This is a genomic window from Prosthecobacter sp. (assembly GCF_044226605.1).
Classification (GTDB): domain Bacteria; phylum Verrucomicrobiota; class Verrucomicrobiia; order Verrucomicrobiales; family Verrucomicrobiaceae; genus Prosthecobacter.
On the sequence record NZ_JBGAGS010000030.1, the window covers coordinates 69,564 to 88,433 of the forward strand.

An 18,870-nucleotide genomic window follows, 5' to 3' on the forward strand; every position below is an offset into this window, starting at 1 on the left:
GCTAGTGCCCTCCCCCGTTGTAGACCCAGATCAGCAGCGCACTTCCCAGGGCGATGCGGTACCACGCGAAACCGTTGAACGTATGCCCCTGCACAAATCGGATCAGCCACTTCACCACGATGAAGGCGCACACGGCGGACACCACCGTGCCCAGCACCACCATGCCCCAGTCCTCGTTCCCCGCCTCGCCGTCCTTGATCGCAGACAGAATCTTGAACGCTCCCGCTGCCATCAGCGTGGGGATCCCCAGCAAAAACGAAAACTCCGTCGCCGCCGGCCGCGACACGCCAAACGCCAGCGCCATCAGGATGCTCGCCCCGGAACGCGAGGTCCCCGGAAACACCGCCGCCAGCAGTTGCGCCAGCGCCACGGCGATCACCACCGTCCACGAGATGTCCTCCACCCCCTTCTTTCCTTTGTGCAGGTACTCCAGCACCAGAATGACCACTCCCCCGATCAGCGTCGCCCACGCCACCGGCGGCACCTCCTCCGGCAGCTTGATTCCCAGCTTCTTGATCACCAGCCCCCCCGCCGCCGTGATGAAAAACGCCACAAACAGCTTCAGCAGGTAGCTCCGCGTTGTCGGGCTTCCCAGCGTGGTCGCCAGTTGCTTCAGCCGCTCCGTAAAGACCGCCATCACGGCCAGCACCGCTCCGCTCTGGATCACCACGTTGAACAGGTCGCTCTTAGCCTGCACCCAGTGCAGATTCTGCGGGATCAGCAGGTGACCCGTGGAGGAAATGGGCAGGAATTCGGTGACACCTTCGATGATGCCTAGGAAAATAGTCTCGAGCCAGGGGGGCATTGCGGGGGGAGCGTGTGAAAAGGATGAAGCAAAGCCTACATTCAGGTGCTCGGCGCAGTTTGCAAGCCCCCTGCGCTTTACTCACGGGTTTGCATCACGACCGGTCGTCAAAAACGTGTCATCCCCATCCCGCAGCCGCCTCCATTTCACTGGCCTTCAAGGGGAAACGCCCGAAAATCCGCACATTCCCCGCCCCATCGACGGTTTTCAGGCTGGCCTTTGCCCCGATTTGGACTAGCATGACTTACCCTCCCGGCATGCCTGCTTGTGCCCCCCAACCACTTCCGACCCGCTGCGCCAGCCCTTTTCCAGGCTGGCGGCTCCTTCTTTGCGCCTGCGTCGCCCTCATTTTCACCTCCCAAGCCGCCGCACAGTCAGGCTCCACCTTGCGTGTCAGGCTGGCGGATGGCTTTGACTTCCCCGTCGGCAAGCCCGACGCCGACGGCTACTACAAAGCCCGCGGCTACTGGCCCAACGGCCACCTCGGAGAAGACTGGAACGGCCGCGGCGGTGGCGACAGCGACCTCGGCGCCCCCATCTATGCCATGGGCCGCGGCGTCGTCATCTTCTCCCAAAACATCGGCGTCGGCTGGGGCAACTGCATCCTCGTCCGCCACATCTTCCGCGAGGCCGACGGCAAAATCGCCATGGTGGACTCCCTCTACGGCCACCTCCACGAGCGCAAGGTCAAGCTCCACGACCTCGTCGAAAAGGGCCAGCTCGTCGGCACCATGGGTGGAAACAACGGCATGTACGCCGTCCACCTCCATTTCGAAGTGCGCAAAAACCTCCACATCGGCATGAATCGCTCCCAGTTCGCCCGGGATTCGTCCAATTATTACAGCCCCACCGCCTTCATCAACGCCCGCCGCGTCCTCACCTCCAGCACACAGAAATACGACGTGCCCGTGAACAACTTCGCCCCTTACGGCCGCGCCCTTGCAGACACCGGAAGCGATGGCTCCACCTCCGGCAACGTGGACGTCCCCTCTTTCAAGGGTGCCTCCGCAGCCGCCAAGGACGACTCTAAGCAGGACGACGACTTCTGGTCCCGCCTGAAAGCCAAGATGCGCTCCAGCCAGACCACCACCGCCACCGAAGAAAAGCGCTGATCCCCCTCGGTCATCTCACGCTCTGGAAATCGAGATCGCTGGGGAAAAACCGTTTTATTTCAGTCCCACGCTGCGCAAGGGCCGAAGCTCAATCTCCTTGCCGCGCCATTCGAAAAAATTCGCGGTTAATTCCCGCCGCATTGACGTTGGACTCTCCCTCCCCGCCATCCCTCGTCCCGCGCAATCCCCGTCTCATAATACCCCTTGATTCATCACCGTCCGTGGTGGCATCTTTGCTGCTCCCACAGGTCAGCTTTTTCCGGCCATGCATACTCCGCCCCGTCCCCACCCTGTCCGATCCGTTTACGGCGGAAGCCTCGTGCCTGTCCTCATCGTCGTCGGCGCCCTCGTGCTCAGCACCGCCATCTTCTTCCTATTCACCAAAAAGAAAATGCAGGAGCGGCATGAGACCGCCGCGGCCGCCACCGGAGAGTCCGCCTCTTCCTCTTCCACCACGTCCAATCCGTCTTCAGACGCCGCCAAATCGGCTGCCGCCCCCGCTGCCACTGCCACGTCGCCAAAGGCCGCACCTCCCACTCCGCCCAAGCCGGCCCCTCCCGTCTTTGCCTTCGCTCGTCCGCTCGATCTCGGCCGTCAGCTCGCCCGCAGCCTCGCCACCGGGGACTTTGCCGCCGCAGGCAAACTCGCCGCCGCTTCGGATGACACTCAGTCCGATGGCGCCGCCGCTCTCTTCCAGAAGCTCGCCGCCATGGGTTACAAGCCCGCCGCGGAGGATCAGGTCGAACTCCTCGGCCTCGTCGAAAACCGTACCCGCATCGCCATTCCCTTCGCCATGCCCGGCTCGCAGGACACCGTTCGCATCCAGCTCGACTTGGAGCGCGATGATAAAATGGGCTGGAAGGTCGCCAGGGCCACCCTGCCCAAATCCATGAGCAGCGCCATCACGGCTGTGGAGCCCCCTGCGCCAATGCCCGCCGCCCCCGCCAAGCCCGGCGCCCCTCCTTCCCCCGCCCCGCCAGCCACCGTGGCTGCCGCGCCCATGAAGCAGCTCTTCACGGTCGAGGACGGCACCGATGCCCTCGCCTACGCCAGCGACTTTGTCCGCCACCTCCTCAAGCACGACTTCAAGACGGCACGCAACTTCGTGGACGACAAAAAAGTCCCCGTCGAGCGCCTCGTCGGCCTCTGCATCGTCTTCGAAGAAGGCCAGTACTCCCTCAATCCCGCCAAGCCCCTCATCATCACCATCGCCAACCCCGAAGTCTCCTGGGTCATCGCCCAGGTTCAGTCGGAGTCACTCCAGCAGAACACCGAATTCGGCCTCGAACTCAAGCGCGCGGACATCGCCAAGCCCTGGCAGATCGTCGGCCTCAATCTCTCCGACATCCTCGGCTCCTTCGCCAAGAGCGCCGCCAAAACCGGCGTCCCTTACACGCCCATCGTGAAGAATCCCAAAGGCGGCGAATCCCTAGCCCTCTACTTCGAATACGACAGCGCTGACCTCCATCCCCGCGCCTTGAAGCAGCTCGAAGTCATCGCCGCCGTGATGAAGGCTGACCCCTCCAAAAAACTCCGCATCGCCGGCCATACCGATGAAAAAGGCCGCGAGGACTACAACATCCAGCTCTCCCGCGGCCGGGCTGAAGCCGTGAAAAAGCAGCTCGCCGCCCTCGGCGTCCCCGTCGCTCAGGTGGAAACCACCGGCCTCGGCAAAGCCCAGCCCCTCAGCCCCAACAAAAAATCCGACGGCACCGACGACCCCGAAGGCCGCAGCCACAACCGCCGCGCCGAGATCTACCTCGATTTCTGATTCTTTGCCGTGTCTTGCGTCGTTCTCGCGTCCGCCTAGTCTGGCGCACGCATGAAGAAAAAGACCCCGCCCGCCTCCCCACCTCCCCAGCAGTCCTCCTGGCATGCGACGGCGGTCATCGGTGGTCTCGCCGTCGGCGTGGTGCTCCTCGTCGCTTGGGCGCTTTGGCCGCAGAAAAGATATACCCAGCTTCCCGCTCCCGCCCCAAAGGCCGCCGTCATCTCCCTCGCCAAGGCCGAGCCCTACGTCATGCCTGACGAAAAAGCCGCCTTCGCCCAGTACGCCGGCTCCCAAAGCTGCCGCGAATGCCACGCCGACCAGTTCGCCAAATGGCAGTCCTCCCACCACGGCATGGCCGAGCGCAACCCCGACCCCAGGCTCGACGATCCCGGCTTCGTCCCCGCCCGCAGTTTCAAACACGGCACCCAGACGACTGAAATTCGCAAAAACGGCAGCGATTACGAACTCATCGCCCTTGGTTTCGGAGACAAGATCACCCCCTACCGCGTCGAGCGCGTCATCGGCCACGATCCCCTCCGCCAGTTCCTCGTCAGCGGAGGCAGCGGCACCGGCCGCCTCCAGGCCATGGAAGCCTGCCTCGACCCCAAAAAGAACGAGTGGTTCAATGTCTATGGCAATGAAGACCGCAAGCCCGGCGAATGGGGCCACTGGACCGGCCGCGGCATGGTCTGGAATCAGATGTGCGCAACCTGCCACAACACCCGCCTCCGCAAAAACTACGACGCCAAGACCGACGCCTACCGCACCACCATGGCCGAGATGTCCGTGAACTGCGAAGCCTGCCATGGCCCCATGAAAGCCCACAACGAATGGCAGCACGCCAACCCCGGCAAGAAAGCAGACCCCACCCTGGTAAAATGGTCCCGCGATCAGCACATCGAAAACTGCGCCGGATGCCACGCCCTCCGCAATGAGATCACCGGCGATTTCGTTCCCGGTGAATCCTTCTGGGATCACTACCGCCTCAGCATCACAGACCAGACCGACACCTTCTATCCAGACGGCCAGATCCGCGGGGAGGACTACGAATACAGCTCCTTCCTCAGCAGCCGCATGCACAATGCCGGCGTCCGCTGCATGGACTGCCACGACATGCACAGCATGAAGACCGTCCTGCCCGGCAACCAGCTCTGCATGCGCTGCCACACCGCCGGCGGCTTCCCCAATGCCCCTGCCATTCAGCCCGAGGCCCACAGCTTCCACCAGACCGCCAGCACCGGAAACCAATGCGTGAACTGCCACATGCCGCAGACCGTGTACATGCAGCGCCACCCCCGCCACGACCACGGCTTCACCATCCCCGACCCCCTCCTCACCAAACAGTTCAACATCCCGAACGCCTGCAACAAATGCCACACCGACAAATCCACTGACTGGGCCCTCGAAGCCACCCAGAAATGGTGGGGTCCCAAAATGGACCGCAAAACCCGCACCCGCGCCACCCTCATCGCCAAAGCCCGCCAGGGCGACTCAGACGCCCGCTTCGGCCTCGTCGATCTCCTCGGCAGCGATGAAATCCCCCACTGGAAAGCCACCGCCACCCTCCTCCTCGACCAGTGGATCGACCAGCCCACCGTCCAGGCCGCCGTCACCGCCCAGCTTCAGCATCCCCACCCCCTCGTCCGCGAGAGCGCCATCCGCACCCTCGAACCCATGCTGCAAAGCGGCTCCGTTCAGTCCGCCATTGAGCCCCTCCTCAAAGACCCCTCCCGCAGCGTCCGCGTCTCCGCCGCCTGGGCCTTGCGCGACTCCCTCCACCTCGACTCCGCCGCCGGCAAAGACCTCCAGCACATGCTCCACTGGAACGCCGACCAGCCCAGCGGCCAGATGCAGCTCGCCCAGTTCGACTTCGCCCGCCGCGATGTTCCTTCGGCCATCCAGCACATGGAAACCGCCATCCGCTGGGACCCCAACTCCCCGCCCTTCCATCATGACCTCGCCATGATGTACAGCACCACAGGCCAGACCCAGCTCGCCATCGCCAAGCTCAGGGACACCATCAAGCTAGCCCCCAATCACGCCCAATATCACTACGAACTCGGCCTCGCCCTCAGCGAAACCGGCGACATGCCCGCCGTCATCCAGTCCCTCCAGGAAGCCACCCGCCTCGATCCCACCCTCTCCCGCGCCTGGTACAATCTCGGCCTAGCCAGAAAAGCCCAGGGCGACATCCCCGGTGCCCTCGATGCCCTCCAGCGCGGCGAACTCGCCAACCCCCGCGACCCCGGCATTCCCTACGCCCGCGCCACCATCCTCGCCCAGCAAAGCCGCATCCCCGAAGCCCTCTCCGCCCTCAACCGCACCCTCACCATCTCCCCCTCCCATCCCGAAGCCCAGCAACTCCGCGCCGCCCTCATGCAGCGCTAACCACGGCTCCTGAGCCCCCATACAGCGCGAAAGCGTTTTGGAGTGCGGTCGCGCAGATGCAAGGCGCAAGCCTGCATCGGAGCTACCGCTTTCGCAGGGTCAATCATGCTCTCCGTCCTCATCGAGAGCTCCACAGAATTTCCCCACCATCCGTATGGACAGCCGAGGCCAAAAACTCGGTCTTAAGCAGGGCGTCCATTGTCTGGAATCCATCCTCCCCCCATTTCACACTCCGGAAGAATCTCTGCGGCGGTGCAGACCTCCAGCTATCCCATTGCCCCTTCATCCCTCGGCCAAAAACAGCGCCCCCCTCCCGCACAGCCACCGCCGTTACGCCCCCACGGCCAGTTCGCCCCCTCCGAGTCCCAAAACCATAAATCAAAAATCGTAAATCATACCCCCTACCCATCCGCCTTCTTCCACTCCTCGCCCTCCTCATCGTCATCATCCCCTCCAAACCCATCATCATACTCCTCATCGCTCTTCCCCGCCTCCAGCCCCGCGATGGAATTGATGTCATCATCACTCAGCTCCTCAATATCATCCTCATCCTCATCATCCCCTTCCTCCTCCGCAGCTTCCGCCGCCTGCTGCGCCTCCAGCCCCTTCTTCTCGATCTGCGCCAGCGTCTCGCTCACGTCTTCCACGGAGTCCCACACCTTCTTCGCCACAAAAATCGGCGCGCTTTGCTGCACCGCCATCGCGATGCTGTCACTCGGCCGCGCATCCAGCTCGATCACCTTGCGCGTCGTCTGCAGTTCGTTCTCTGCTGAAATGATCAGCCGCGCATGAAACACGCTGCCGTTGATGTTGTTGATCACCACACGCTCCACCTTCGCGCCAAACGCCAGCAGCAGGTGCCCCACCAGATCATGCGTCAGCGGCCGCTCCTTCGAGACTCCCCGCATGAACATGGAAATCGCCGTGCCCACCGACTCGTCGATGTAGATCACAAACACCTTCGCTTCATTTCCCAGGAAGACAGCAAAGCTCCCCTCCAGCGGCAGCACCGCCCGCACCTGTACTTCGATGACATCCTTGTTCATTAGAACCAATTAAACGCCCCGCCCTGCCCGATGGCAACCCACACCGTGTTTTTTTCTACGCATTAGTGGCGGTCTTCGGCACCTCCACCACCCCACCGCCCAGCCCCATTTCTCGATACCGCCTCGACACCTCCACATACTTCAGCGCCAGCTGCCCGTTAGCCCGCTGCTCCTCCGCAGACAGCGTCCTCACCACCCGCGCTGGCGAACCCACCACCAGAGATCCCTCAGGTATCACAGTATTCTTCGTCACCAGCGCCCCCGCCGCGATCGTGCTGCGCGCGCCGATCTGCGCTCCGTCCAGAATGATCGCGCCCATCCCCACCAGCACCTCGTCTCCCACCGTGCACGCATGCACCACCGCCCGGTGTCCCACCGTCACCCGCTCACCCAGCACACAGGCGTGGTCATCGCTCACATGCAGCACGCTCCCATCCTGCACATTGCTCTGCGCTCCCACCACGATCCGGTTGATATCCCCTCGTAAGACCGCCCCATACCACACGCTCGACTGCGCCCCCATCTCCACCGCTCCCAGCACCACCGCCCCCGGCGCGATGAACACCTCCTCCCCCACAGCAGGTTGTGACTCAGATAGCAAGAATTTCTTTAATGGATACATGGCTGAAGGAAAAGATTTTATGATTGAGAAACCGGCGCGGACACGCCATAAAAAGCGCCGCGCCTCCCCATCTTGGAACGGACTCACCTTCTATCCAACCCCGAATCTCAGCCACTCTCATGAACAAAGCCCAGCTCATCGACTCTGTGCAGGAAATCCTCGGTGGTGACACTTCCAAGCGCGCCGCCGCGGAGGCCCTCGATGCCGTTCTCAAGGCCATCACCAAAGGCGTGAAAAAAGGCCCCGTTCAGCTCATCGGCTTCGGCACCTTCAAGCCCGTCGAACGCGCCGCCCGCATGGGCCGCAATCCCCGCAAACCCGAAATCGAAGTCGAAATCAAAGCCTCCAAGACCGTCCGGTTCGTCGCCTCCTCCGCCCTCAAAGACTCCCTTTGATCTAGGTCACCCGCCTCCGCCTCCGGCCAGTTTGCAATTCTCAGTTTTCAGTTCTCAGTTTACAATCCTAAGCGCCCACTGATTGAGAAAGTATTCTCTGCGGTCTTCTGATCTCTGCGTTGTGAAATCAGCCCCCCCTAGTCCTTCAGTTCCTGCTCCATCCTCTCGCTCAGCCACTGCTTGATCATGCTCTGGTAGTTCAGGTACCGCCGCCGCGCCACCCTCTTGATCCGGCTCAGCATCCGCGGATCAAACCTCAGCGTGATCGTCGTGCTCTCCCTCACATCCGCCCGATGGATCGACGCCAGCATCAGCCTCGCATCCAGCTGATGCGTCGCCCAGAACTTCCCTTCCGCTTCTTCAGATTCAAAGACAGGCACGTCCTTCCACGCTTTGACCGGTTTCAAATCAGCAGGTGCAGTGTCCATGATCGTGCGAGTTAAAAATCAAATGTCCTCCGCCTTCTTGCGTTCAAAAAACTCATGCTCTCCCGGCGTCATCAGCCGTGCAAAGATCACCCGGTAGCGCTTGCCGTCCGTCCAGAACACACTGTACACCGGCTTCCCCTGCAGCGACTTGCCCAGGTTGTAATACCTCGCCTCCGAATCCTCAGGCTGCCCGTCCGGCAGCAGCTTGATCGAAAACGGATCCTCAAACGACTCCTCAATATCCTTGGGAGGAAGTTGGGAGAGGTCGAATGCGGCGCCGATCCAGTCAAAGTCCATGAGATAGTTGTTAACGGGTTATTTGCGGTATTCGATCAGTTCTATTTCATAACCTTCCGGCGCGTCAATAAACGCAAACACCCCGCTCGAGCTCGGCGTCGGTCCGTCAGACAGCGGATACCCCAGCGCCGCAGAGTGTTTCGCAAACTCCTCGATGCTCTCCACCTCAAACGCCAGATGAGTCAGGTCGCTGCAAAACGTCACCGGTCCGCTCGCCGGAAAGCTGCAGATCTCGATCAGTTCATCACTGTTCGGCGTTTGCAGAAACACCAGCTCCGAGCCACGCGGGGACTTGTGCCGCCGCACTTCCTTCAGCCCCAGCACCTGCGTGTAAAAGCTGATCGTTTTTTCGAGATCGTTCACCCGGTACCGGGTGTGGAGGAGTTTTTTGACCATGATCCTCCGTCTATGCCACAGCCTGCCCCCCGTGGCAAATAATCCTCCTTGTGGAGGAAAGCTTGATGTCATCCGCACCGTCCCGTAAAAACTCACCATGATCTCGATCAATCTCACCGGCAAAATCGCCCTCATCACCGGCGCGTCCCAGGGCATCGGCGCCCAGGTCGCCCGCACCTTCCACCACGCAGGCGCCACCGTCGTCATCAATCACCTCGGCACCCCCGGCACCACCCTCGATGCCCAGGCCCTCGCCGACGAACTCAATCTCCTCCGCACAGACAGCGCCAGCGTCTTCCCCGCGGACGTCGCCAATCCCGCCCAGGTCCAGGCCATGATGGGAGAAATCCAGGCCCGCCATGGCGGTCTCGATTTCCTCATCAACAACGCCGCCATCATCAAAGACCGCACCATCGCCAAGATGGGCCTCGATGAATGGGATGCCGTCATCGATGTCAATCTCTCCGGCGTCTTCTACTGCTGCAAATACGCCCTCGAAATCATGCGCGATCACGGCGCCATCGTCAGCTTCGGCAGCATCGCCGCCATCCAGGGCTTCTTCGGCCAGGCCAACTACGCCGCCGCCAAATCAGGCGTGCAGGCCATGATGCGCGTCCTCAGCCGCGAAGCCGCCCGCCGTCAGATCCGCGCCAACGCCATCGCCCCCGGCGTCATCGATACCTCCATGGCCGCCACCATCCCCGAAAACGTCCGCGCCGAGATGATCAAAAACGTCCCCCTCGCCCGCTTCGGCACCACCGAAGAAGTCGCCAACGTCGTCCTCTTCCTCTGCTCCCCCCTCTCAAGCTATATCACCGGCCAAACCCTCGAAATCAACGGCGGCTGGCGCGGCTGATCCCCCGCCAATCTTCCTCCTCCTCTTACTCCTACTCCTCCTCCCGGAAACGATTCACGCTGCCCCATCTCCGCAGCTCCTGTAGCCTGTCTGAGTACGTATAGTTCGGGCTTCATCCCGCTCCGCCCCCTCGCATCACCCAAAATTCAAACCAGCCATCATCAGTATTGTAGTACCGGCTTTAGCCGGAATCTGGAAGCCTTCTTCTCACACGCGGCCTCCAAATCCCCCTCGCCATTACTCTCCTGCCCACAATCAAGCCGCCTTGAGTTCAGGTGCTCTGCGGTGCAAATCATACCACAAGCTATTGAAAACCGGTCGATGCTCTTCCCGCCTCAAACGCCCGCCAAACACCAGCCCCAACGGGGCGTCGGATTCAGCCCAGGGCGCAGCGAGGAACGAGCAAGCCCTAGGGGCACCCACGCAAATTCCGGGGCAGCAAACCCATCACTCCGCCACACCACGCCGGGTTCCAGCAGCGTTCGCACCGTGTCCCGCCGCACTGCTGCACCGCAGGCATTCATCGCTTTCATTGAACCATTCGCCCTATCCCCCGAGCCCCCTTACCTCCGCCTCCAACATCAAAACTCATCTCTGCGGTCTTCTAATCTCTCGCGGTGTTAAATCCGTTCTCCTTAGCCTCCGCAGTCACTGAAACATGCGCGCCCCCGCACTCCTCGCCTCCGCTGACGAAGCCATCGCCGCCATCCCCAGCGGCTCCACCGTCGCCGTCAGCGGCTTCGTCGGCTCCGGTCATCCGGAAATGCTCACCCTCGCCCTTGAGCGCCGCTTCCTCCAGACAGGCACCCCCACAGACCTGACCCTCTACTACTGCGCCGGCCAGGGAGATCGCTGCGTGCGCGGCTTGAACCACCTCGCCCACGCCGGCCTGCTCAAACGCATCGTCGGCGGCCATTGGAATCTCGCGCCCAAGCTCGGCTCGCTCGCACTCGCCAATTCCGTCGAAGCCTACAACTTGCCCCAAGGCGTCCTCTCCGTCCTCACCCGAGAGATCGCCGCCAAGCGCCCCGGCCTCATCACCAAAGTCGGCCTCAATACCTTCGTCGATCCCATTCACAGCGGCGGCATGCTCAACGCCCGCACCACCGAGCCACTCGTCGAGCGCATGCAGCTCGATGGCGAGACATGGCTGCGCTACAAATACATGCCCATCCATGTCGCCCTCATCCGCGCCACCTATGCCGACCCGCGCGGCAATCTCAGCATGGAAGGCGAAGGCATCATCAGCGAAGTCCTCCCCATGGCCCAGGCCGCCAAAAACCACGGCGGCATCGTCATCGCCCAGGTCGAATCCATCGTCGATCAAATCCCCGACCCCAAGTCCGTCCGCATCCCCGGCATCCTGGTTGACTACATCGTCACCTCCGGCGGCCTGCATCACGATCAAACCTTCGGCGAATCCTTCATCGAAGACTTCGTCGTCACCAGCCCCGGCTCCTTCACCCTGCCCGTCATGCCAGAGTCCGATCGCAAACGCATCGGCGCGCGCGCATTGCAGGAAGTCCGTGCTGGCGACATCGTCAATCTCGGCATCGGCCTCCCCGAAGCCGTCGCCATGGTCGCCGCCGAAACCGGTCGCCTCCACGAGTTCACCCTCACCGTCGAAAGCGGCCCCACCGGCGGCGTCCCCGCCTCCGGCCTCAGCTTCGGCTGCAGCCACTTCCCAGAGGCCATCATCGACCAGCCCGCCCAGTTCGACTTCTACGACGGCGGCGGCCTCGACATCGGCGTCCTCGGCGCCGTCGAAATCGATGCCGAAGGCAGCGTCAATGTCGCCAGCTTCGCCGGCCGCTTCGCCGGCGTCGGCGGCTTCGTCAATATCGCCCAAGGCGCCCGCCGCCTCATCTTCTGCTGCACCTTCGAAGCCAAAGGCCAGCCCAAGTTCGTGCAAAAAATCCAGCACGTCTGCTTCCACGGCCCCACCGCCATCCGCAACGGCCAGCAAGTCCTCTACGTCACCGAACGCGCCGTCTTCGAACTCACCCCCCACGGCCTCCGCCTCATCGAAATCACCGAAGGCCTCGACCTCCAATCAGACATCCTCGCCAAAATGGAATTTCCCCCCTCATCAGCGTCGCAGACATTGGATGTCGGTAAATCCCAAGCAGCCAAATCAGTTCCCCTCTCCCCGCCCCTGATGCACAACACCTGTCCATCATTCTCTCCGGGGAGAGGGTTAGGGTGAGGGGGGAACCAGCCACTTCGCCACTTCGCCACCTCACCTTGAGTCACCCCCGACATCCACCACGATAAACATCCAGCCATCGAATGGTTCCACGTCGCTCCTATCCTTCTGATTCCTCCTCCGCCTTCCGTGTTGTTCCGCGTATTCCGTAGGCCATTCAAAAACTCCGCCCCCTCTGCTCCTCTGCTCCTCTGCTCCTTTGCTCCTCTGCGGCAAAACCGAACGTCCCCCTCGCCGCCGCCTCATCACTCCACCGTCTCGTTGTCCAACTGTCTCCCCATCTGATCGCTCCCCACCTCCTCACTCCCCATGCCCCCCATCTACCTCATCGACGCCCGCCGCACCCCCATCGGCCGTTTCGGCGGCGGCCTCAAAGACCTCTCCCCAGCGGACCTTGGCCATGCATTAGGAAATACCATGCTTCCACAGGAACTGCGCCCGCACATCCAGCAGGTCATCCTCGGCCAGGTTCTTCAAGCAGGTGCCGGCATGAACGTCGCACGCCAGATCAGCCTCAAGCTCGGCATCCCCCAGGAAGTCCCCGCCTACACCGTCAACATGGCCTGCGGCTCCTCCCTCAAAGCCATCGCCCTCGCCGCCGACTCCATCCGCTCCGGTGAAAGCGATCTCATTCTCGCCGGCGGCGTCGAAGTCATGAGCCGCGCCCCCCACTACGCCACCGACCTCCGCTTCGGCAAAAAGCTCGGCGACTCCTCCCTGCAAGACGCCATGTTCGTCGATGGCCTCACCGATCCCCTCCTCAAAATCGGCATGGGCGAAACCGCCGAACGCATCGCCGACAAACACGCCATCACCCGCGTCGAGCAGGACACCTTCGCCGCCCTCAGCCAAAGCCGCGTCGCCGCCAGCCGCACCGCCTTCGCCCGCGAGATCATCCCCATCGGCGATGTCACCGCCGACGAGCACCCACGCGCCGACACCACCGTCGAATCCCTCGCCAAACTCAAGCCCGCCTTCCGCAAAGACGGCACCGTCACCCCCGGCAACGCCTCCGGCATCAACGACGGCGCCGCCCTCGCCCTCCTCGCCAGTGAAGCAGCCATCACCCGCCACGGCCTCACACCCCGCGCCCGCATCATCGCCAGCGCCGCTGTCGGTTGCGATCCCGCCCTCATGGGCCTCGGCCCCGTCGGCGCCATCAAAAAACTCTGCACCCTCACCGGCTGGAACCTCAGCGAAATCGACGCCATCGAAATCAACGAAGCCTTCGCCGTCCAGGCCCTCGGCTGCGCCAAAGAACTGAACTTGGACACCACCAAGCTCAACCCCCGCGGCGGTGCCATCGCCCTCGGCCACCCCATCGGCGCCAGCGGCGCCCGCGTCCTCGTCACCTTGTTGCACCACCTCGAAGACAACAACCTCCGCCGCGGCATCGCCTCCCTCTGCATCGGCGGCGGCATGGGCATCGCCATGGCCATCGAACTAACCAGCTAACAAGCCCCCCACAGTCCCGCCAATCTTCCTCCTCTTACTCCGCCTCCTCCTCCCTGCCGCCCCCCCTAGCAATCCACCGCTCAGGTGGAAAGCCCATGCAGCAGACCTGCATCCACCTCTCAGCCTCTCCGTTTTCTAAATCTCCGGCATGAATAGCATGCGGTTAAGGCGGGTATCATCCGCATTACCTCCTGGTTTTAAGCACCAAAGGTGCGGCCTATCGCAGCCCAGGGCAAAGCGAGCCTCGGCGAGCGCCGCCCTGGGTCAGTGCACCATCAGCATGGGCAGCAAACCCAGCGATTTCATATCACCTCGCGCCCACCAGCAGCGTCCTCAGCGCCCCTCCGCTGCAGCTTGCGTCCACTGGCTGCCAAAATCCACCATGAATACCCTTAACCGAGTGCCATTCATGCCAGTCATGAATGGCACTCCAGGCAATTTCTCTCGAATACCAGGGCCTACAAAAATGAAGGCGCAAAACTCAACCTCAGAGGTTTGGGAATTTTTTTACCCCTAATCTTTTTGCCCTTTTTCCGGAACGTTAAAAACAAAAAGCTTCCGCTTAACCGAGCGCCATTCATGTTCTAAAACCCCGGCATCTTTTTAAGCTCACCGACTCACCGGTTTACTGGCTCACCGACTCACCGGTTTACTGGCTCACCAACTCACTTCCCCAGTTGACCCCTCTACCCTCTCTCGTCTAAAAAACCTTCGCATGATCGGAATCGACCTCGGAACCACCAACAGCCTCGTCGCCGTGTGCGATGACACCGGCCCCCGCGTTATCTCCAATGAACTCGGCGAAGACCTCACCCCCTCCGTCGTCGCCGTCGCCGAAGACGGCACCATCCTCGTCGGCCGTGCCGCGCGCGATCGCCTCATCACCGCCCCCGACTCCGGCCGCGCCTTCTTCAAGCGCGACATGGGCACCACCGCCGGCTACCACTTCGGCGGCCGCCGCTGGACGCCCGTCGAATGCTCCGCCCTCATCTTGCGCGAGATGAAGCGCATCGCCGAGCTTCAGCTTGGCCGCGAGATCACCTCCTCCGTCATCACCGTCCCCGCCTACTTCCACGACCAGCAGCGCCAGGCCACCGTCGATGCCGCCAAGATCGCCGGCCTCAAAGTCGAGCGCCTCCTCAATGAACCCACCGCCGCAGCCCTCGCCTACGGCTTCAATCGCCAGGACGACCTCAGCACCCTCCTCGTCTTCGACCTCGGCGGCGGCACCTTCGACGTCACCGTCCTCGAATGCTTCGACGGCGTCGTCGAAGTCAAAGCCTCCTCCGGAGACGGCCGCCTCGGCGGCGAAGACTACACAGACGCCTTCACCGCCTGGGTCACCAAAGAACTCGGCTACACCGCCCCCGCCGATCAGCAGATGAAATGGCGCAACACCCTCGAGCACCTCAAGCGCAAGCTCACCACCGAAGAAACGGTGGACCTCCAAATCGGCGACAAAAACGCCCCCGTGACACGCACCGATTTCATCGAGGCCACCAAGCACATCACCGCACGCCTCTGGCCCGCCGTCCGCCGCGCCCTCAATGACGCCCAGCTCACCCCAAAGCAGATCGAGGCCGTCCTCCTCGTCGGCGGTGCCAGCCGCATGCCCGCCGTGCAGGAAATGGTCTTGCGAGATCTCGGCCAGGAAGCCCAGCGCAGTCTCGATCCCGACCGCGTCGTCGCCCTCGGCGCCGCCGTGCAGCAGGCCCTTTGCGCCGGCGGCTCCGCCGTCAAAGACCTCGTCCTCACCGATGTCTGCCCGCACTCATTGGGCGTCGAAGTTGCCAAAGCCCTCCTCCCCGGCCATTCCCAGCCCGGTTACTTCGATCCCATCCTCGACCGCAATACCACCGTCCCCGTCAGCCGCATCCGCACCTACTACACCATGCATCCGCAGCAGGATGAGGCCCTGCTGAAGGTCTATCAGGGAGAGAGCCGCCTCACCAAGGACAATCACCTCATCGGCCAGTTGCGCATCCCCGGCCTGCGTTGCACGCCAGAGCAAAAGGACGGCGGCACCTTCGACGTCCGCTTCACCTACGACATGAATGGAATCCTCGAGGTCGAGGTCACCATCCGCACCACTCAGAAAAAACTCACCGAAGTCTTCGAGCAGCGCCCCGGCACCATGAGCCGCGAGCAGATCGCCGAAGCCCTCCGCAAGCTCACCCCTCTCAAAGTCCACCCCCGCGAAGCCCCCGCCAACCGCGCCCGCCTCGAACGCGCCCAGCGCCTCTTCGCCGAACTCGTCGGCGTCCTACGCGACAGCCTCAGCCAGGAACTCGACATCTTCGAGTCCGCCCTCGAAACCCAGGACTCAAAAATCATCGCCACCGCCGCCATGCGCCTCGATGCCTTCATGCGCCCCTACTTTGCCAATGAAGACTGATTCCTCCGCGGACGATCCCTGGGCAGTGCTCGAGCTCGACGCCACCACCGCCTCCCTCCCCGAGGTCAAGCGCGCCTACGCCCGCCTCCTCAAGACCAATCGCCCCGATCAAGACCCCGCCGGCTTCATGCGCCTCCGCGCCGCTTACGAGGCCGCACAGATCCTCCTCAAAGGCGGCCCCATCGCCCCGCCCCTCGTTCCATTAGGCCCATCCAATCCATCAGAGCAAGACGCCGCGCCCACACCCGCAGACTCATCCACGGCACCCGCACCATCTCCCACACCTCCGCCACCTCCCCCTCAGCCCGCCCCGGAGATTCCCGCCGAAGTCAAAGACGCCCTCCAGTCCCTCCGCATCGCCGTCGTCTCCAAAGTCCGCCAAAAAGTCCGCATCGCCTGGGCCGCCTACGAAGAGCTCGCAGATAAGCACGACATCGAAAAAGAAAGCCGCTGGCTCCTCTTCATCGAAGTCTTCGCCGGCTGCATCCCCCTCCTCGCAGACGCCTGCACCGACGAGCGCCTCCTCGGCCATCTGCAGCATGGCGAGATGCGCCTCCTCCGCCTCGTCACCGACCTCTGGAGCCGGCAGGGCGATGCCAAACGCCTCGATGAATTCTGCGTCTCCCTCAATCGCCAGCGCCAGCTCGTTGACTCAGAAATCGGCGCCATGGCCATGGTCGTCACCGCCATCGCCCTCGGCGCGTGGAATCCCGAGCAGGCCGCCCGCTTCGCCCAGCGCGCCTTCCCCCGCCTCCCTACCTCCCAGCGCAACGAACTCGCCGCCCGCGTCGATTTCGAAACCATGCTCGGCCGCCTCGTCGGCCCTCTGCCCCAGCAATACAAAATCCCCTGGGTCGAAGTCCTCCGCCACGGCGAAGCCGAGAAGCCCTGGAAGGAAATCATCTCCCGAGACATGGTCATCGCCCTCCTCCGCTACTGCGGCCCCCAATGGCCCGGCCTCGCCATTCTCAACCAAAAGCTCAGCCCCCAGTCCTGGCAGGAACTCAAAACCCTCGCCGAGTCCCTCCTCCGCTAGCGTTCGCTACATCAGCTCCATACGCTGCAGGTTCATTTATCACACAACTGAAGCACCAGAAACGTTGGATACCTCTAGCAAGAGTGTCCGAAGTTCCTTCAACCGCTCGTGTTTGACTGACTCGGTCAATTCAAATGCCTCATCGGATTCAAGGATGCGAGCCACGGCATCGCTAAAACGCTTGAGAAGTTCCTCCTTCTTCACTGGCGTGAGCATCTTCAACCGCATCGCCTTGTAAGCTTCTGACCTGCCCTTCAAAGACTTCAAAGACTCCGGCGTCCGCGCGTAGTCAAAGCCGTCGTAAAGTTCTTCGGCAATAGCCACCATGCGCCGGAAAAGCGGAGCATCTCCACGCAGACACATTTCGTTGCTCGGAAAACTCGGATCATTTAAAGCCGCAAGTTGGTTCGACCTCGTCATTGCAACAGCAATGCCGATGAGTTCCTGCTTCGTTAGCATTTGTTATCAAGGGTTGTAGAGGATGTAGAGAACGTCCTGAGTGTTGGCAAAATTCATAAAGTCAATGACCTCGCCCCGAGGCCGCCACCTCCCCCCTCTGAAATTTTTCTACCCCTAATTTTTCTACCCTCATTCCCTCCTCCCAACCCCAAAACCCCAAACCCCACGTCAATCCCCGTCCATTCCGCACGCTGCCTTCATCCCGCCTCTTCCGCATATTCCGTAGGCCATCATTCCACCACTCCGTCACTCCCAGTCTCCCCCAAATCGGCATCCCGCCTACACTCCTCCATTGAGACCCGTTCGCATCACCTCTTCCCGAGGAAAAATGCACGCTTCCCTTGCGCAGCCCCATCGTATGTTCATGATGAACCTCCCCACATGAGCGCAGTTTTTGACTCCCTTTCGCGATTTTACGCCTCCTCCATCGGCAAGAAGATTCTCGTCGCCCTGACCGGCCTCATCCTCTTCGGCTTCGTCATCGGCCACATGATCGGCAACCTCCTGATCTTCGTCGGCAAAGACGCCATCAATGAATACGGCCACATGCTCCAGACCATGCTCCATGGCGGCGGCGTCTGGATCGCCCGCCTCGGCCTCCTCGCCGCCGTGGTCATTCACATCGTCGCCACCGTCTCCCTCACCGCCGCCAACCGCGCCGCACGCAAAGACGCCTACGCCCAGCACAAAGCCCAGGTCTCCAGCACCTCCTCCCGCATCATGATCTGGAGCGGCCTCACCATCCTCGCCTTCATCGTTTACCACCTCCTCCACTTCACCATCCACGCCGGCAACGACTACGGCACCTACAAGACCACCCTCGAAGGCCACACCGTGCACGACGTCTATCGCATGGTCATCGCCGGCTTCTCCTGGTTCCCCGCGGTGCTCTTCTACATCATCGCCATGGTGCTCCTCACCAGCCACCTCAGCCACGGCTTCAGCAGCCTCTTCCAGACCCTCGGCATCTCCACAGACAAATCAGAGACCCTCTTCAAAAAGCTCGGCTACCTCTTCGCCGGCCTCATCCTCATCGGCAACTGCTCCATCCCCGTCGCCATCTACTTCTTCCACTACGGACGCTGATTCATTCGTCATCCCGCCTTCCCCCTTCGAACTTTCAACGTCATGTCCCTCAATTCAAACATCCCCTCCGGCCCGATGGCCATGAAGTGGTCCAAGCACAAGCAGGACTCCAAGCTC

At 62.1% G+C, this 18,870-nt stretch carries 17 protein-coding genes; 10 read left to right on the plus strand and 7 right to left on the minus strand.

Translation table 11 applies throughout. The annotated features are described in order from the left end of the window. Position 1: 1 nt before the first annotated feature. Entirely contained in the window at positions 2-805 is an 804-nt protein-coding gene (locus ACILSO_RS29105; protein WP_395741007.1) for an undecaprenyl-diphosphate phosphatase, read from the minus strand. A gap of 257 nt (positions 806-1,062) precedes the next feature. Here ACILSO_RS29105 and ACILSO_RS29110 point away from each other — a divergent pair, with 257 nt between their 5' ends. The 3 genes from ACILSO_RS29110 (at position 1,063) to ACILSO_RS29120 (ending at position 6,076) form a co-directional block, all read left to right on the plus strand. After that, positions 1,063-1,917 carry a M23 family metallopeptidase gene (locus ACILSO_RS29110; protein WP_395741008.1) on the plus strand — a complete coding sequence of 285 codons (855 nt, stop codon included), beginning with the start codon at positions 1,063-1,065 and terminating at the stop codon, positions 1,915-1,917. Between the two features lie 265 nt (positions 1,918-2,182). Next, positions 2,183-3,688: an OmpA family protein gene (locus tag ACILSO_RS29115; RefSeq protein WP_395741009.1), complete on the plus strand. Its 1,506-nt coding sequence runs from the start codon at positions 2,183-2,185 to the stop codon at positions 3,686-3,688. 51 nt (positions 3,689-3,739) lie between these two features. Next, entirely contained in the window at positions 3,740-6,076 is a 2,337-nt protein-coding gene (locus ACILSO_RS29120; RefSeq protein ID WP_395741010.1) for a tetratricopeptide repeat protein, read from the plus strand. A 401-nt stretch (positions 6,077-6,477) separates the two neighbouring features. On the opposite strand, the gene ACILSO_RS29125 is transcribed toward ACILSO_RS29120, so the two are convergent. Both ACILSO_RS29125 and ACILSO_RS29130 read right to left on the minus strand, forming a co-directional pair. Further along, positions 6,478-7,122: a bifunctional nuclease family protein gene (locus ACILSO_RS29125; protein ID WP_395741011.1), complete on the minus strand. Its 645-nt coding sequence runs from the start codon at positions 7,120-7,122 to the stop codon at positions 6,478-6,480. A gap of 55 nt (positions 7,123-7,177) precedes the next feature. Further along, positions 7,178-7,744 (minus strand): gamma carbonic anhydrase family protein, encoded by a 567-nt coding sequence (locus tag ACILSO_RS29130; RefSeq protein ID WP_395741012.1) that lies wholly within the window; start codon positions 7,742-7,744, stop codon positions 7,178-7,180. A 119-nt stretch (positions 7,745-7,863) separates the two neighbouring features. Between ACILSO_RS29130 and ACILSO_RS29135 the strand changes: the two genes are divergently transcribed. Continuing rightward, positions 7,864-8,139 (plus strand): HU family DNA-binding protein, encoded by a 276-nt coding sequence (locus tag ACILSO_RS29135; RefSeq protein WP_395741013.1) that lies wholly within the window; start codon positions 7,864-7,866, stop codon positions 8,137-8,139. A gap of 137 nt (positions 8,140-8,276) precedes the next feature. Here the strand turns inward: ACILSO_RS29135 and ACILSO_RS29140 are convergent, their stop codons facing one another. Genes ACILSO_RS29140 through ACILSO_RS29150 form a run of 3 tightly spaced genes read right to left on the minus strand, consistent with a single transcriptional unit; the run spans position 8,277 to position 9,260 of the window. Beyond that, the gene (locus ACILSO_RS29140; protein WP_395741014.1) at positions 8,277-8,567 is read right to left on the minus strand and encodes a CopG family antitoxin; all 291 of its coding nucleotides are present in this window, start codon (positions 8,565-8,567) and stop codon (positions 8,277-8,279) included. A gap of 18 nt (positions 8,568-8,585) precedes the next feature. Next, positions 8,586-8,864 (minus strand): BrnT family toxin, encoded by a 279-nt coding sequence (locus ACILSO_RS29145; RefSeq protein WP_395741015.1) that lies wholly within the window; start codon positions 8,862-8,864, stop codon positions 8,586-8,588. Positions 8,865-8,882: 18 nt separating this feature from the next. Next, positions 8,883-9,260 carry a VOC family protein gene (locus tag ACILSO_RS29150; RefSeq protein ID WP_395741016.1) on the minus strand — a complete coding sequence of 126 codons (378 nt, stop codon included), beginning with the start codon at positions 9,258-9,260 and terminating at the stop codon, positions 8,883-8,885. Between the two features lie 97 nt (positions 9,261-9,357). On the opposite strand from ACILSO_RS29150, the gene ACILSO_RS29155 reads away from it, so the two are divergent. From ACILSO_RS29155 to ACILSO_RS29175, 5 genes are all read left to right on the plus strand, one after another. After that, positions 9,358-10,116, plus strand: coding sequence for an SDR family oxidoreductase (locus tag ACILSO_RS29155; protein ID WP_395741017.1), 759 nt, complete (start codon positions 9,358-9,360; stop codon positions 10,114-10,116). A gap of 658 nt (positions 10,117-10,774) precedes the next feature. Beyond that, complete coding sequence (locus ACILSO_RS29160) at positions 10,775-12,322, plus strand: acyl CoA:acetate/3-ketoacid CoA transferase (protein ID WP_395741018.1); 1,548 nt, start codon at positions 10,775-10,777, stop codon at positions 12,320-12,322. A 309-nt stretch (positions 12,323-12,631) separates the two neighbouring features. Further along, positions 12,632-13,777 (plus strand): thiolase family protein, encoded by a 1,146-nt coding sequence (locus ACILSO_RS29165; RefSeq protein ID WP_395741019.1) that lies wholly within the window; start codon positions 12,632-12,634, stop codon positions 13,775-13,777. 715 nt (positions 13,778-14,492) lie between these two features. After that, complete coding sequence (locus ACILSO_RS29170; protein ID WP_395741020.1) at positions 14,493-16,172, plus strand: Hsp70 family protein; 1,680 nt, start codon at positions 14,493-14,495, stop codon at positions 16,170-16,172. Next, on the plus strand, positions 16,162-17,208 hold the full coding sequence (locus ACILSO_RS29175) for a hypothetical protein (RefSeq protein WP_395741021.1): 1,047 nt from the start codon (positions 16,162-16,164) through the stop codon (positions 17,206-17,208). Before ACILSO_RS29170 ends, ACILSO_RS29175 begins: the two co-directional genes overlap by 11 nt. Before the next feature lie 39 nt (positions 17,209-17,247). On the opposite strand, the gene ACILSO_RS29180 is transcribed toward ACILSO_RS29175, so the two are convergent. Then, positions 17,248-17,667 carry a hypothetical protein gene (locus tag ACILSO_RS29180; protein ID WP_395741022.1) on the minus strand — a complete coding sequence of 140 codons (420 nt, stop codon included), beginning with the start codon at positions 17,665-17,667 and terminating at the stop codon, positions 17,248-17,250. Positions 17,668-18,048: 381 nt separating this feature from the next. Here ACILSO_RS29180 and ACILSO_RS29185 point away from each other — a divergent pair, with 381 nt between their 5' ends. Then, on the plus strand, positions 18,049-18,753 hold the full coding sequence (locus ACILSO_RS29185; RefSeq protein ID WP_395741023.1) for a succinate dehydrogenase cytochrome b subunit: 705 nt from the start codon (positions 18,049-18,051) through the stop codon (positions 18,751-18,753). Positions 18,754-18,870 lie beyond the last annotated feature (117 nt).

Coding starts and splice junctions, on each gene's coding strand:
- ACILSO_RS29105 (WP_395741007.1), bottom strand. CDS start 805: ATGCCCCCCTGGCTCGAGACTATTTTCCTAGGCATCATCGAAGGTGTC.
- ACILSO_RS29110 (WP_395741008.1), top strand. CDS start 1,063: ATGCCTGCTTGTGCCCCCCAACCACTTCCGACCCGCTGCGCCAGCCCT.
- ACILSO_RS29115 (WP_395741009.1), top strand. CDS start 2,183: ATGCATACTCCGCCCCGTCCCCACCCTGTCCGATCCGTTTACGGCGGA.
- ACILSO_RS29120 (WP_395741010.1), top strand. CDS start 3,740: ATGAAGAAAAAGACCCCGCCCGCCTCCCCACCTCCCCAGCAGTCCTCC.
- ACILSO_RS29125 (WP_395741011.1), bottom strand. CDS start 7,122: ATGAACAAGGATGTCATCGAAGTACAGGTGCGGGCGGTGCTGCCGCTG.
- ACILSO_RS29130 (WP_395741012.1), bottom strand. CDS start 7,744: ATGTATCCATTAAAGAAATTCTTGCTATCTGAGTCACAACCTGCTGTG.
- ACILSO_RS29135 (WP_395741013.1), top strand. CDS start 7,864: ATGAACAAAGCCCAGCTCATCGACTCTGTGCAGGAAATCCTCGGTGGT.
- ACILSO_RS29140 (WP_395741014.1), bottom strand. CDS start 8,567: ATGGACACTGCACCTGCTGATTTGAAACCGGTCAAAGCGTGGAAGGAC.
- ACILSO_RS29145 (WP_395741015.1), bottom strand. CDS start 8,864: ATGGACTTTGACTGGATCGGCGCCGCATTCGACCTCTCCCAACTTCCT.
- ACILSO_RS29150 (WP_395741016.1), bottom strand. CDS start 9,260: ATGGTCAAAAAACTCCTCCACACCCGGTACCGGGTGAACGATCTCGAA.
- ACILSO_RS29155 (WP_395741017.1), top strand. CDS start 9,358: ATGATCTCGATCAATCTCACCGGCAAAATCGCCCTCATCACCGGCGCG.
- ACILSO_RS29160 (WP_395741018.1), top strand. CDS start 10,775: ATGCGCGCCCCCGCACTCCTCGCCTCCGCTGACGAAGCCATCGCCGCC.
- ACILSO_RS29165 (WP_395741019.1), top strand. CDS start 12,632: ATGCCCCCCATCTACCTCATCGACGCCCGCCGCACCCCCATCGGCCGT.
- ACILSO_RS29170 (WP_395741020.1), top strand. CDS start 14,493: ATGATCGGAATCGACCTCGGAACCACCAACAGCCTCGTCGCCGTGTGC.
- ACILSO_RS29175 (WP_395741021.1), top strand. CDS start 16,162: ATGAAGACTGATTCCTCCGCGGACGATCCCTGGGCAGTGCTCGAGCTC.
- ACILSO_RS29180 (WP_395741022.1), bottom strand. CDS start 17,667: ATGCTAACGAAGCAGGAACTCATCGGCATTGCTGTTGCAATGACGAGG.
- ACILSO_RS29185 (WP_395741023.1), top strand. CDS start 18,049: ATGAGCGCAGTTTTTGACTCCCTTTCGCGATTTTACGCCTCCTCCATC.